This is a genomic window from Glycomyces tritici (assembly GCF_030403505.1).
This window is the reverse complement of the sequence record NZ_JAUEMJ010000008.1, coordinates 147557-160361: the sequence shown is the minus strand read 5'-3', so window position 1 is coordinate 160361 and position 12805 is coordinate 147557. Positions and strand designations below refer to the sequence as shown.

At 72.5% G+C, this 12805-nt stretch carries 13 protein-coding genes; 5 read left to right on the top strand and 8 right to left on the bottom strand.

Going from position 1 to position 12805, the window contains the following annotated elements; all coding sequences use genetic code 11:
* Positions 1–2: 2 nt before the first annotated feature.
* From QWI33_RS22515 to QWI33_RS22500, 4 genes are all read right to left on the bottom strand, one after another.
* The gene (locus tag QWI33_RS22515) at positions 3–1400 is read right to left on the bottom strand and encodes an MFS transporter (protein WP_289959168.1); all 1398 of its coding nucleotides are present in this window, start codon (positions 1398–1400) and stop codon (positions 3–5) included.
* Positions 1401–1484: 84 nt separating this feature from the next.
* On the bottom strand, positions 1485–1844 hold the full coding sequence (locus QWI33_RS22510) for an ArsR/SmtB family transcription factor (RefSeq protein ID WP_289959167.1): 360 nt from the start codon (positions 1842–1844) through the stop codon (positions 1485–1487).
* A gap of 248 nt (positions 1845–2092) precedes the next feature.
* The gene (locus QWI33_RS29600; RefSeq protein ID WP_289959166.1) at positions 2093–2710 is read right to left on the bottom strand and encodes a hypothetical protein; all 618 of its coding nucleotides are present in this window, start codon (positions 2708–2710) and stop codon (positions 2093–2095) included.
* A gap of 111 nt (positions 2711–2821) precedes the next feature.
* Positions 2822–3277 carry a DUF4383 domain-containing protein gene (locus QWI33_RS22500; RefSeq protein ID WP_289959165.1) on the bottom strand — a complete coding sequence of 152 codons (456 nt, stop codon included), beginning with the start codon at positions 3275–3277 and terminating at the stop codon, positions 2822–2824.
* A 110-nt stretch (positions 3278–3387) separates the two neighbouring features.
* Here QWI33_RS22500 and QWI33_RS22495 point away from each other — a divergent pair, with 110 nt between their 5' ends.
* Positions 3388–4857 (top strand): alpha/beta fold hydrolase, encoded by a 1470-nt coding sequence (locus QWI33_RS22495; protein ID WP_289959164.1) that lies wholly within the window; start codon positions 3388–3390, stop codon positions 4855–4857.
* 31 nt (positions 4858–4888) lie between these two features.
* Here the strand turns inward: QWI33_RS22495 and QWI33_RS22490 are convergent, their stop codons facing one another.
* The 3 genes from QWI33_RS22490 to QWI33_RS22480 all read right to left on the bottom strand — a co-directional run bounded on the left by QWI33_RS22490 (position 4889) and on the right by QWI33_RS22480 (position 6200).
* The gene (locus QWI33_RS22490; RefSeq protein ID WP_289959163.1) at positions 4889–5287 is read right to left on the bottom strand and encodes a nuclear transport factor 2 family protein; all 399 of its coding nucleotides are present in this window, start codon (positions 5285–5287) and stop codon (positions 4889–4891) included.
* Positions 5288–5379: 92 nt separating this feature from the next.
* On the bottom strand, positions 5380–5787 hold the full coding sequence (locus QWI33_RS22485; RefSeq protein ID WP_289959162.1) for a hypothetical protein: 408 nt from the start codon (positions 5785–5787) through the stop codon (positions 5380–5382).
* Positions 5784–6200 carry a hypothetical protein gene (locus tag QWI33_RS22480; protein ID WP_289959161.1) on the bottom strand — a complete coding sequence of 139 codons (417 nt, stop codon included), beginning with the start codon at positions 6198–6200 and terminating at the stop codon, positions 5784–5786. Before QWI33_RS22480 ends, QWI33_RS22485 begins: the two co-directional genes overlap by 4 nt.
* 273 nt (positions 6201–6473) lie before the next feature.
* Between QWI33_RS22480 and QWI33_RS22475 the strand changes: the two genes are divergently transcribed.
* Positions 6474–6842 carry a hypothetical protein gene (locus QWI33_RS22475; RefSeq protein WP_289959160.1) on the top strand — a complete coding sequence of 123 codons (369 nt, stop codon included), beginning with the start codon at positions 6474–6476 and terminating at the stop codon, positions 6840–6842.
* 277 nt (positions 6843–7119) lie between these two features.
* Complete coding sequence (locus QWI33_RS22470) at positions 7120–9060, top strand: hypothetical protein (RefSeq protein WP_289959159.1); 1941 nt, start codon at positions 7120–7122, stop codon at positions 9058–9060.
* 51 nt (positions 9061–9111) lie between these two features.
* Here QWI33_RS22470 and QWI33_RS22465 read toward each other — a convergent pair whose 3' ends face one another.
* Complete coding sequence (locus tag QWI33_RS22465) at positions 9112–10173, bottom strand: bifunctional NAD(P)H-dependent oxidoreductase/GNAT family N-acetyltransferase (RefSeq protein ID WP_289959158.1); 1062 nt, start codon at positions 10171–10173, stop codon at positions 9112–9114.
* A 31-nt stretch (positions 10174–10204) separates the two neighbouring features.
* Here QWI33_RS22465 and QWI33_RS22460 point away from each other — a divergent pair, with 31 nt between their 5' ends.
* Together QWI33_RS22460 and QWI33_RS22455 are read left to right on the top strand one after the other, a co-directional pair.
* Positions 10205–10669: a MarR family winged helix-turn-helix transcriptional regulator gene (locus QWI33_RS22460; RefSeq protein WP_289959157.1), complete on the top strand. Its 465-nt coding sequence runs from the start codon at positions 10205–10207 to the stop codon at positions 10667–10669.
* 128 nt (positions 10670–10797) lie between these two features.
* Positions 10798–12765 carry an ATP-binding cassette domain-containing protein gene (locus QWI33_RS22455; protein ID WP_289959156.1) on the top strand — a complete coding sequence of 656 codons (1968 nt, stop codon included), beginning with the start codon at positions 10798–10800 and terminating at the stop codon, positions 12763–12765.
* The last annotated feature ends 40 nt before the right edge of the window (positions 12766–12805 follow it).

Sequence of the window (12805 nt, the reverse complement as noted above, 5' to 3'; positions counted from 1 at the left end):
GGTCAGCCGACGCCGACCGGCCTGCGCCGGGCCGGTCCTCCCTCGTCGCACGAGCGTTCCGAGCCCGGTGCGGGCCAGTGCGTGTGCAGCGCATCGATGACGAAGTCGTGCGAGTGGGTCCAGCCGCGGGCGGCGGCGCGGGCGCCGGCCAGGTGCGGGTCGCCCGGTTCGAGTCGCGTGTGGACATGGGGGAGGACGGCGGTGTCGCGCCGGGGCCAGACGATGAGCCCTGCGACGAGCGCGGCCGTGGCGCAGGCGGCGAGCGCGGCGGCGGCGGTCGCCGGGCTCGCCTGGGCGGCCAGCCATCCGGCGAGCGGGTAGGCGATGAGGAACCAGCCGTGGGAGAGCGAGAACTGGGCGGCGAAGGCCGCCGGCCGGTCGGCGGGAGCGGCCGATGCGGTGACCAGGCGGCCGGTCGGGGTCAGGATCGCACCGGTCGCCGCCCCGAGGACCGCCCAGAGCGCGAGCAGGCCGGCCCAGCCGAGCACGCCGCCCGACAGCGCTCCGGTGAGGACGGCCAGGCCTGCGGTGAGGACGCATGCGGCGGGGAGCATGACCTGCCGGTCGGTGCGCCGCTTGAGGAGCCCCGGCAGCACCAGTGCGGCGGCCATCGAGCCGATGCCATACGCGCCCAAGGCGATCGCGACATCGCCGCCGCCGCGTCCGAGCACGCCCTGGACGAGGACGACCGTGTTGACGACGACCATGGCGGTGGCGGCCGCAACGGCCAGGTGCATCAGCAGGAGTCCGCGCAGCCGGGGCGTGGCGAGGTAGAGGCGGAACCCCTTGGTGGTCGTCGCCCACCGCCCGCCGCGCTGCTCGGTCGGGGCGAGCCGCGGCAGCGCCACCGACACGACCAGGACCGCCGAGGCGAGGAAGCCGACGGTCGTGCCGGTGAACAGCCACCGGTACCCGGCCAGGGCCAGGACTCCGGCGGCCAGCGCGGGGCTGAACAGGCTCTCGAGGTCGTAGGCGAGGCGCGAGAGCGACAGCGCCTTCGTGTAGTCCGCTTCGCGCGGCAGCACGTCGGGGAGGGTCGCCTGGAAGGTCGGGGTGAAGGCCGCCGAAGCGGACTGGAGGACCAGGACGAGGACGTAGACCTGCCAGACCTCGGTGACCAACGGCAGGGCCAGCGCCACGGCGGCGCGCGCCGCGTCCATGGCGACCATGAGGGTCCGGCGGGACGCGCGTTCGGCGAGAGCGGTGGCGATCGGGCCGATGAGCAGGTACGCGAGCATCTTGATCGCCAGGGCGGTCCCGAGCACGGCGCCCGCGCGGGCCCCGGCGAGGTCGTAGGCGAGGAGGCCGAGCGCCACCGTGGCGAGGCCGGTGCCGGTCAGGGCGATGGCCTGGGCGGCGAACAGGTGGCGGTAGGTGCGGTGTCGCAGCACGGAGAGCACGGCGATGTCCTCGGTTCGGGGACGGTGACGCCCCGACCGTACCATATATGTGCGCACGTGCGCACACGTTGAGAGTTCGCGAGGTCAGGCGTGCCAGGGCTTGCCGGTGACCTGGTGGTCCGCGCGGCTGAGCGCTTCGAGCACGAGGCGGCGCAGGTGCCCATCGGTCAGGGAGTAGACCGCGCGGCGGCCGTCCCGGCGGGCCTGGACGAGGCCGGCGAGGCGCAGCTTCGCCAGGTGCTGGCTGACCGCCGTACGTGCGGCCCCGGTGGTGGCGGCGAGCGCGGTGACGTCGGCTTCGCCTTCGGCGAGCACCCACAGCAGGTGGAGGCGGGTCTGGTCGGCCAGGAGCGCGAACACGCTCGCGGCGGCGGCGAACTGCTCACTGGAGGGCGGGGTGTGGTGCAAGCCGTTTGCAGGAGCCGGTGGTTCGCGTTCGGGCATGGGTCCATCCTACGTGCGGACCGGTCCCCGCCGACGATGCTGCGCACCGGCATCCCGGCGGATGCGCACACGGCAGCCGCACGGCCGACGGCCCGACCTGGTGCGGCGACGGTGCTGCGGGCCTTGGCAACCGGAGGGTCCTGACGGTGAACCGGCGCTCCAGCTTCGAACTCCCCAAGCCCTCGGGACTCCCGGCGCGGCCGGATCGGGACGCGCTGTAGCGGCCCGGAGCGCGCTCGGGTTTGATCTCATCTATGGCCCTTCACTCGTTCCACCTCGCCAAAGCGCCCGTTCGCGGCGCCGTCGGCGCGCTCCTGCGGCCGCCTTCGGCGCCCGGACTGCAGCACATCGAAGTCCTCGTCGGCATGAAACTGGGCGCACCCGTGGTGTCCCCGAGCCGGATGCAGCTGCGTCACCTCGCCGTCTTCGCCGAATGGGCCGACGAGGCGGCGCTCGAAGCCTTCCTCGCCGAGGACCGCTTCGGCCGGACGCTCGACGCCGGCTGGCATGTGCGGCTCGAGTACCTGCGCCGCTGGGGCTCGGTCCGGGAACTGGCGCACCTGCCCGCCGAGACGGGGCGCACCGATCCCGGTGAGCCCGTGGTCGCGGTGACCGTCGCGCGGATGCGCCTCCCCGAGCTGCCGCGCTTCATCCGCTGGGGCCGGCCCGTCGAACGCCAGGTCCGGGACCACCCCGAGACGACGCTGGCGCTCGCGGCGATGCGACCGGCCCGAACGGTCTGCACGTTCTCGGTCTGGACCAGCGCCCGCGCCATGACCGGAATGGTCTTCGGGCGCGGCACCGGCGCCGCCGCCCGCCTCCACCACGAGGCGATGGCCGAGCGGGACCGGCGGGACTTCCACCACGAGTTCACCACGCTGCGGTTCCGCCCCCTCTCCGAGCACGGCTCATGGGAAGGGCGGTCGAACATCGTCCCCGCGGCGGAGCCCGAAGGCCCCGCAGCCGCGGAGAGCGGATTACACGGCCCGCGCGGACCTCTTCGCGCTCGACCCGAACACGGCGCCGAGCACGACCATGCCGGCCCCGAGGCCGAAGTGCAGCCAGTTGTCGGCGGAGTTGACGGGCACGAAGTTGGCGGTGGATTCGAGGTCGATGACGAGGCCGTACAACCACAGCACCAGGTAGATCGCGCCGCCGTAGAGTAGGTAGGCCACCGAGCGGCCGGGCGAGCCGGCGCAGAGGAAGCCGATGATCCCGAACAGCACGTGGACGAGATTGTGCAGGACCGACACCGCGAAGACCCCGAACAGCATCGCCGAAGAATGGTGTCCGGCGAAGGTCATCTCGCTGAAGTCGGACGTGATGCCCGGAACGAACCCGAGCAGTCCCACCAGCAGGAACACTGCCGAGACGAGCATCGTCGTCGTGCGCAGCGGCGTCCTCGCGGCCGAAGCGCCTTGCATGTCGCTCATCGCGCACCCCTTTCATGGTCACCATTCGGTTACCCTGCGTCGACGGGTTCATGCCGGGGCCGCGGGCCCGGGGCGGCATAACCGATCCCTCCCCTGGGTAACCGCACCGCGTGAACCGACAGCGACACCGGGCCCGGCGCTCGACCGCACCGTACGACCGGTCCTCGAGTGCCGAACCGGCGAACCAGGGGCGCTGGCGCGCGATGCTCGCGAAGTACGCCGTGGCGACCCGCGCCCCCGAGGCGGACGGCGCTTTCGAGAGCCGCTGGGCGAGCGTGCGCGGCAGGCGCCTCCACTACCGGGCGTCCAAGGACGACGCCCCGGGCGAAACGCCCTTGGTCCTGATCCACGGCCTCGCCGTGTCGCACCGCTACCTGATGCCGCTGGCCGCGAAACTCGCGCCCCGGTACCCCGTGCGCGCGGTCGACCTGCCCGGATTCGGGCTCAGCGAGGGGCCCCGGAACGTGCTGGACGTCCCCGCGCTGGCGGACTGGCTCGCCGAGTGGATGCGGGCCACCGGGAACGCCCCGGCCGTGCTCATCGCCAACTCCTTCGGCACGCAGATCGTCGTCGACCTCGCGTGCCGGCACCCTGACCTGGTCCGGAGCCTGGTCCTCGTCGGCCCGACCATGGACCCCCGCGCCCGCAGCATGACGCGGCAGGCGCTGCGGTGGCTGCGCGGCACCCCCCACGAGGACCCGCTGCAACTGCCGATCCTCCTGCGCGACCTCGCCGACGCCGGGGTGTACCGCGCGGTGCGGACCCTCCGCCTGGCGCTGCGCGATCCGGTCGAGACCAAGCTCCCGGGGGTGCAGGCGCCGGTCCTCGTCACACGCGGCGAGCACGAGGCGGTCACCCCGCAGGCGTGGGCCGAGCAGGTCGCGCGGCTGCTGCCGCACAGCGAACTCGCGGTCGTCCCCTCGAGCCCGCACGACGCCGTCTACACCGCCGCCGACCAGCTCGCCGACATCGCACTGCCGTTCCTGGAGCGGACGGCGGCCGGACCCCTGCTCCTCCACAGTGCGGGGCGGGGCGCGCATGTTCGGCTCCGGGCGGGGTACTTCCCCGTCCCTGGAAAGGGGGGAACCATGACCGACGGCAACCAGACCTACGATGCCGCAGAGCACGAGACTTTCGGTTTCATCGACGACGAGCAGCCGAACGAGGAGGGCCTCACCGACGCCATCCTCGACGCGGAGGGCTACCAGGAGGCCGACAAGCCGGGCATGACGCCGGAGGAGCAGCGCCGGGGCGCGACGCTCGAGCAGCAGCTGGCCGCCGAGGTCCCCGAGGACACGGGTCCGGCGCGCGAGCGCGACCCGGGCGAGCCGATCCCCGACGAGGCCGACCCGCTGCAGCCGGTCCCCGACGACGGCGAGCCCCGCGAGCCGCTGCCGGACGAGTCCGATCCGCTGCAGCCGATCCCGGGCGACCCGAACGACCCCGACCCGGTGCCGCCGGAACGGGACGAGGCCGCCGACCCGTACGCGCCCGATCCGACGCGCCCGGAGAGCGGCGTGCCGTACGGGGTCGACCCGTTCCGGCCGCTGCCGGACGAGCCGGTCCCGCCGCGGCCCTGACCCGTGGGCCAGGGCGCGGCGTCGCGGATCGCTAGCCCTGGCCCCAGAACGCGTCTTCGGCGGCCTGGTCGGCGGAGAAGAGCCAGGCTTCGGCGACCCTGCCGTCCCGGACGCGCAGCAGGTCGACGCCGTCCATCGACATCTCGGCGCCCTCGCGCCGGGCGGAGAAGCGGATCGGCAGCGCGGCGAGGTCGCCGTTGACCATGGGCGCGCCGGTGGACTGGAGCGCGAACGTGCCGCCGCTGACGGCCATCATGGCGCCGATCATCGCCCCCACGGCCCCGCTGCCGTGCTTGACGCCGGAGAACCGGTTGGCGCCCGGCTGGTGCCAGACGATGTCGTCGGCGAACAGCGCGGGCAGCGCGCCGGGCTCGTCGGAGGCCATGGCGTCGATGTACAGCTGGGCGACGGTCGCGGTGGACTCGGTCATCGTGTGCTCCCTGGATCGTGGACTGCGGCTCGTCGATTGATCGTCTTCGCACCAGGCTTCGTCCGCACGCGCTTCCGGAAATTGCGCGACCGCTACGACACGCGCTGCGTCTCGCGGCGCTGCCTGCGCAGCAGGGCCCCGGTCCGGTGGGTCAGGAAGATGAGGGCCAGACCGTTGAGGGCGTGGACCAGGAACAGCGACTGGCCCCAGAGCGTCCCAGGGACGTTGACCACGGCCATGCCGTGCTGGAGCAGCACGAGGAAGGTCCCCAGCGCGGTCAGCCACACGATCCGGGCCCCGGCCCGCGCCGCCAGTGCGAGGAGGACCGCGGCCGCATAGAGCCACAGCAGGGCGTTGCCGTTGCGGAAGTGCATCTCGAAGCCGTCGTCGAGCGCTCCGCTGTAGCCGACTCCGAAGCCGGCCAAGGCGAACTGGACGACCAGCAGCGCCAGCAGCAGCATCATCCAGATCCGCAGGACCTTGGCGAAGGCAGGGCTCATGCCGGGCTTCCTTCCGCTTTCAGGGCGCGTTTCGCGTCGACCGCCTGCTTGGCCCGGCGGGCGACGACCAGTTGCAGAGTGAGGATGCCGAGGCCGTTGAGGGCGTGGAGGGCGATGCCGATGCCCCCGTTGACGCCGTCGGTGCCGAAGCCGTACGCGAACGCGCCCTGCATCATGATCATGAAGGCGGACAAGGCGGTCAGCAGCACCGTCCGCCAGCCGGGCCGGGCGATGAGGGCGAAGACGACGGAGAGCATGAGCCAGAAGATGAGCATGCCGCCGTTGCCGGCGTGGGCGATGAACCGCATGACGCGCTCCCCGCCTCCCGAGACGGCCCCCCATCCGGCGAGGCCGACCTGGAGTACGAGGAGGACGACGACGAACCGCGTCCACCCCAGGAAGAACAGCTTCACCGCGAACACTCCTCACGCCCGACCGCGGCCCGTCGCCGCATGCGGTGGAGTCTGCCGCCCGCGTTCGCGACCGGGCATCGGCCGGGAGTCGTCAATCGGACTACATCGCCGGAGGTAGGGCCTCGCGTCGGCGTACCTCCTTGGGGCCGAACGCCAAGGGGCCGCCGCGCCGCTTCGGTGCGCCGCGTCGTCCCGTGCGGGACTGGAAGACCCGAGGTTTTCGATCGACGCAAGAGGGAACTCCCGCAGGCCGACCCGTGGGAGGATTTGACCATGAAATCGCATCAGGATCCGACCAGACCGAACGCCGAACCGGGAGTCGAGACCGACGCCCTGCGCTTGTCGGACATCGCCGGGCGCGACAGCGTCGAGATGTACGAGAACGAGCCGTACGACGACGAGGAAGCGCTGGTGACCGAGTCCGGGAGCAGGACCGGGCGGATCGTCATGATCCTCGCGGTGGCCGGCATCGCCGCGGCCGCGGTGGTCGGCGCCAAGATCGCCTACGACCGGCACAAGTCCGCCAGCGGGTACCGCAAGGCCGTGGAGCACCTCGAGGACGCGCGCGACGCGATCATGTCCGCGGCCGGCGAGCTGCCCGAGCGGAGCAAGGCCGTCCTCCACCGGGTCACGCACCGCTGACCGGACGAGTCCCGACGCGTCGGACCGCGGCGCTCCTCCACTTGCGAGCGCCGCGAACCGGTCTGCGGTCCGGCCGCATCGGCGTGCCCGGCATTCGAGCCCAAGCTGAAAGCCTGGGCCGCAGTGCATCTCGACTGACCTCACACGTTCTCCGCCGTCGCACGCAAGCGCTGTGACGACCGACACATACTCCGTATGCAACATTTGCGGCGAGCCCCTTCGTCTGGAAAGTGGACGGCATACCCGTTCCGTCCATTTCCGACACGAAGGACCCGTCATGTTGCGACGAAAGGCCCTGGCCTCCACGGCCGCGGCGGCCGCCCTCTGCGGCGTGCTCGCCGCCGGGGGCGCGGCCGCCGAACCCCGGCAATCCGCGCTCCCCGCACCGGATCTCGACACCGTCACCCTGCCCACCGGTGACCAGGTGCGGCTGCTGCCCGGCGGCGCCCTCGGGCTCGCGCCCGCGGCCGGCCGCGAGCACATCGGCTTCACCACGCTCCCTGCCGCCGACGGCACCGGCACCATCGTCATGCCCAGTGACATGGCCGGCGACCTCCTCGCGGGCACCGAGGACGCCCGCCGCTACAACGTCACCGACCTCATCGAGCACGGCCGCACCGACGCCGCCGCCGTCGCCGAGCGCGACCTCTCCTCCTACGCCTCCCTGGCGCTGGCCGACGGCGAGCCGGAGGACCCGAACCTCACGGTCCACGTCGGCGACCACACCGGCGCCGCCCCCGACGGCGGCTATGTCGCCTGGTACGACGTCACCGACCACGACAACAGCGGCACACTCGATCTCGACGCGAACGGCACCGCCACCGGCGCGCTCGAACCCGGCGACTACCTCCTCCAGCACGCTGTCTGGAACTACGGCGCCAATGACGCATTCACCGAGTACGTCTTCGGCATCGGCCACGTGACCATCGGCGACGAGCCCGCGGAACTCGTCCTCGACGGCGCCGCGGCCTCGCTCGTCACCGCCGACGTCGAACGGCCCGGCGCCGAGATCGCCAATGACGTCACGAACGTCGTCGCCACGCGGGCCGACGGCGCCAGCGTCGGCCACGGCTCCTTCGGCAACGGGGACACCGCCCTCTACCTCATGCCCGAGGTCGACGTCCCCGGCTACGACCTCGGATTCTGGTATCAGCCCACGCTCACCGGGATGGACGACGCCGGGGCCTACCAGTACAACCTCGCGTTCGCCGAGCCGGACGGATTCCCCGCGGACACGGCCTACGCGGTGCACGACGAGAAGCTCGCGGCCGTCGCGACCGAGTACACCGGCTTCGGCGAAGCCGTCGACGGCCGCACCTGCGACCGCGGCGACCACACCCGCGAGGATCTCGGCGCCGACATGTGCCTCTACGTCGACACGCCCTTCCCCTCTGAGCGGCTGAACCTCTACACCGCCGGGCCGGACGTCACCTGGAGCACCAACACCACGGGCGGCGTCTTCGACCCCGAGTCCGGGCAGGTGATCGACGGCTTCACCGAGGAGACCGAGGGCACGGTGCACACACCGGGCAGGACCGAGCGGACCTTCCCGCGCGGCCCCCTGACGGCCGCAACCGCCGCCGCCGTGGTCGCCAATGCCGAGGGGCTCGTCACCCTTGACGCGTCCGTTCCCTTGGGCGCCAGCGGCAACGGCGAACAGGTCTACCTCATCGGCTACAACGGCGACGTCGAACTGCGCCGCGACGGCCAGCGGGTGGGCACGGTCTCCGGGATCGACCCCCTCTACGGCTTCGGCCTCGACCTCGCCGAGGCCGGCCGCTACGACCTCAGCGTCGGCGGCTCCCGCGAGCCGTTGAGCGGGCCGTACGCCTTCAAGTCCTTCATCGACTGGAGCTTCGACTTCGACCCGGCCGCGGTCGAACCCGGAACGGAGCGGGAACTCGTCCTCCCGGCCGTGGCGTTCACCGCCCCGGACGTCGTGGGCGGGTCGACGCCGAACCGCGAGCAGCCGATCACCCTCGAACTGGTCGACGCCCACGGCGAAGCGCTCGAGGCCGCGGCGATGGGACTCGAAGTCTCCTACGACGGGAACACCTGGGCCCCAGTCGAACTCGACGCCGACCTCGCCGCCGGCACCGCCACCGCCGTCCTCTGCCACCCTGCGGACGCAAAGCACGTCTCGGTCCGCATGACCGCCACCGATGCCGCAGGCACCGAAGTCGTGCAGAAGACCATCGCGGCCTACGGCCTGAGCTGACCCGACCCCCGTGCTCCGGGCCCTTCCAGGCCCGGAGCACGGCGGCACGCCTCAGCGTTCCTTGGCGAGCCCGACCGTGCCCTCCGGGGCGTCCCCCGAGGTCCGCGCATAGCCTTCGCGCTCATAGAGGTCGATGTTCCGCCGGCTCTTGGCGCCGGTGAACAGCTCGAAGCGCCGGCACTCCGGCCCGGCCGCGGCCTCGGCCGTCCTGAGCAGCCACTTGCCCAGGCCCCGGCCGCGCTGGTCGGGAGCCACGGCGAGCCGTCCGATCTCCCAGACCTCCCCGGCGCGGCGGGCCCGCACGATGCCGAGCAGCCGCCCGTCGAGCCACAGGCCCGTGGTGCTCCAGGCGCCGAGCCACTCGCGCACGGCCTCCACCGATTCGTGCAGCGCCGGAATGTCGAGGGAGTCGTTGACGACCGCCTCCTCCACCCAGCAGCACCGCTGCAGCACGGTCACCTCCGCGGCGTCGTCAGGCGTGAGCGCCCGCGCGTACGAACCCGCCACCGGGCCGGGCCGCGCATCGGGCCGAGCCCGTTCGCGCATGGGGCGCAAGGCTTCGGCGGCCCGCACGAGCTCGTCGAGCAGTGCGACGCCCGCCTTGTCGCGGGCGGCGTCGGGCCGCAGCGCCCCCGCCTCGACCGCGTCGCCGATGCGGATGGCGACCGTGGCGCCGAGCGGCATCATGCGCAGAGTGGTCACCACCTGCTTGGCGTGCTGCACCGCGCGGGTACCCGCGGAGGTGTTGCCGTAGCTGATGAAGCCGATCGGCTTCCAGGCCCATTCGGCGCTGAGGTAGTCCAGCGCGTTCTTCAGGGTCGCCGGCATCCCGTAGTTGTACTCGGGGGTGATCACGATGAACCCGTCCGCGGCGTCGGCGATCGCGCTCCACCGGCGGGTGTGCTCGTGCCGGTAGACCCCCGAGGACGGGTGCTCCTCCTCGTCGAGGAACGGCAGGTCCAAGTCGCCCAAGGACACCGGGACCAGCTCGGCGCCGAATTCCTCGGCCCGGTCGGCGACCGCGTCGAGGAGCCATCGGTTCACGGCGGGGCCGAGCGCGCCGGGGCGGGTGCTGCACGTGAGGACGAGGACGCGAAGTTTTTTCGTTGACATGGAAACGAAGTCTAGATGCTAGGTTGATTACATGTCAACGACCTTTTTGCCGAACGACGTGCGCTGGCTCGATCCCGACGAAGAGCGGGCCTGGCGGGCCTTCCGGCGGGTCATGGTCGCCGTCCAGACGGGCACCGCCCGAGACCTGGCCGCGATCGGGCTCTCCGAAGCCGACTACGAGGTCCTGAGCACCCTGTCCGAACGCCCCGGGCACACCAGCACGCTGGGGGAGCAGGCCGACAAGATGGGCTGGTCCCGCAGCCGCCTGTCCCGCCACGCCAGCCGCATGGAGGCGCGCGGACTGCTCCGGCGCGACCCCGACCCGGCCGACGGCAGAGGCTGCCTCCTCGTGCTCACCGCCCAAGGCATGAAAGCCCTTGAGGACGCCGCGCCCGCCCACCTCGCATCGGTGCGCCGCCACTTCATCGACCGCCTCGAACCGCGCGACCTCGCCGCCCTCGAACGCATCGCCGCGCGAATGGACGAACAAGCCTGACTTTCGCGATCCGCCGACACGCCGGTGTCGCCGACCCGACCATCGCCGCGTCGGCTTCGGGCTTCCCGAATGTCGGTGGCGGCCGGGATGATGGGGCCCGCGAACGTCGCGGGGCTACAGGAGGTCGGATGCGGAGCAGGACGGGCTGGCTCGCGCGGTTGATACCGCGCCAGCGCAAACGCGCGGCGAACGAGGACCGGGCAGACGCGGAAGCACTGCCCGAACTTGAAGACAGCGCCTGGTACCGGCACTCGGAGAACGTGGAGACCGCCTCGTTCTGGCGCATGGCGAAGCAGCTGCCCGGCCTGGTCGGCCAGGCGCTGCGAACCGCCTGGACCGCGTCGCGGGGATGGACCGTGGCCGCGATCGGCCTCAACGTCGTCGCCGGCGTCGCGACCACGACCGCGCTCCTGGCGGTCTCGGACATCTCGACCACCCTGTTCGCCGCCGCACCGACCTGGGAGCGCCTCGTCGCCGCCGGCCCGGCGCTCGGCCTCCTCGTCGGCGCGACCGCCGCCCGCGCGGGCCTGGGCATCGGCGCCGGATACGCGCAGCAGCGGCTGCACCCCCTCGTGCTCAACCGCACCGAACGCGAGTTCTACCGGCTCATCACCGCAGTGCCCCGCTCGGCGTTCGACGACGACACGTTCGCCGACCGCCTCAAGGCCGCCAAAGACCGCGGATCACGGGCCGTCGTCGATCTCGTCGGCGACGTCGTCGACCTGGTGACGGCCGCCGTCACCGTCGCGGCCGTCGCGGCGGCGCTCGCGGTCATCGAACCGGTCCTGATCCCGCTCCTGTTCGCGGCGGCGCTCCCCACGGGCTGGGCCGCAGTCCGGTCGGCGCGGCTCATGTACGTCTCGAACCGCTCCCGGGTCTCGCGCCGGCGCCGCCTGTGGATGGTCGAGTGGCTCATGGACAACCGCTGGACCGCCGACGACCAGCGCTACCACGAGGCGGGCGCCTGGCTGCGCGGCCAGCACCAGGCCATGGTCGACCAGGAGACCCGCGCGGACTTCGACGTCATCCGGTCGCAGACGCTGACCCGCGGACTCGGCCAGCTCGTCGCCGGGATCGCCGTCGCGGGCGTCTACGGCGTGCTCCTGTGGATGCTCGCCGCCGGTACGGTGCCGCTGGCCGTCGCCGCGGCCGCAGTGGTCGCGATCGGGCAGGGCCGGACCGGCATGGAGAACCTCCTCGTCGCCGTCAACACCGTCTACGAGGACGGGCTGTACGCCGCGGACCGGCACGAGTTCGACGCCATCGCGCGCGAGCGCATCGCCGCCCAGCCGCACCTCGCCGGCCCCGCCCCGACTGAGGCGGGCCCGCTGCCGGTGCCCACGGTGATCGAACTGGTCGACGTCTCGTTCCGCTACCCGGGCAAGGACACCGACGCCGTCACGGGCGTGAGCCTCACGATCGACCGCGGCCGGACCCTCGCGCTCGTCGGCGAGAACGGCTCGGGCAAGACCACCGTCGCGAAGCTCCTCGCGGGCCTCTACACGCCCACCTCGGGCCAGATCCTCTGGGACGGCGTCGACATCACCCGGATCGACCCCGCCCGCTGGCGCTGCCACGTGGCCGTGATCGCCCAGCAGGTGCAGCAGTGGCCGTTCACCGCCGAACTCTCGGTCCGGCTCGGGCGCTCCGACGAGCCGGCCGACCGCGAACGGCTGGATTCGGCGGCCCGCGACGCGGGCGCGCTCGACATGATCGAAGGGTTCGAGCACGGCTGGAACCAGCTCCTGGACACCCAGTTCCGAGGCGGCACCGACCTCTCGGGCGGGCAGTGGCAGCGGCTCTCCTCCGCGCGCGGCCTCTACCGCGACCGCGGCGGGCTGCTCGTCGCCGACGAGCCCTCGGCCGCACTCGACGCCCGCGCCGAGGCACTGCTCTTCGACACCCTGCGGGCCCGCGCGGGGTCCGCCTCGACCGTGCTGATCTCGCACCGCCTCCAAGGCGTGGTCCACGCCGACACGATCGCGGTCCTGGACGACGGCAAGCTCATCGAGCTGGGGCCGCACCGGGACCTGGTCGCCGCGGACGGCGTCTACGCCGAGTTGTGGCGGCTCCAGGCCCGGTCCTACGCGACATAGCGGCCGGGCGAACCGCCCGGCCGCCACCCGTTCACCGCCC

Bases quoted from the DNA above. Each gene is read 5' to 3' on its own strand.
- QWI33_RS22460 (WP_289959157.1), top strand. From the start codon at position 10,205: ATGTCAACGACCTTTTTGCCGAACGACGTGCGCTGGCTCGATCCCGAC.
- QWI33_RS22490 (WP_289959163.1), bottom strand. From the start codon at position 5,287: ATGACCGAGTCCACCGCGACCGTCGCCCAGCTGTACATCGACGCCATG.
- QWI33_RS22470 (WP_289959159.1), top strand. From the start codon at position 7,120: ATGTTGCGACGAAAGGCCCTGGCCTCCACGGCCGCGGCGGCCGCCCTC.
- QWI33_RS22485 (WP_289959162.1), bottom strand. From the start codon at position 5,787: ATGAGCCCTGCCTTCGCCAAGGTCCTGCGGATCTGGATGATGCTGCTG.
- QWI33_RS22465 (WP_289959158.1), bottom strand. From the start codon at position 10,173: ATGTCAACGAAAAAACTTCGCGTCCTCGTCCTCACGTGCAGCACCCGC.
- QWI33_RS22500 (WP_289959165.1), bottom strand. From the start codon at position 3,277: ATGAGCGACATGCAAGGCGCTTCGGCCGCGAGGACGCCGCTGCGCACG.
- QWI33_RS22475 (WP_289959160.1), top strand. From the start codon at position 6,474: ATGAAATCGCATCAGGATCCGACCAGACCGAACGCCGAACCGGGAGTC.
- QWI33_RS22510 (WP_289959167.1), bottom strand. From the start codon at position 1,844: ATGCCCGAACGCGAACCACCGGCTCCTGCAAACGGCTTGCACCACACC.
- QWI33_RS22455 (WP_289959156.1), top strand. From the start codon at position 10,798: ATGCGGAGCAGGACGGGCTGGCTCGCGCGGTTGATACCGCGCCAGCGC.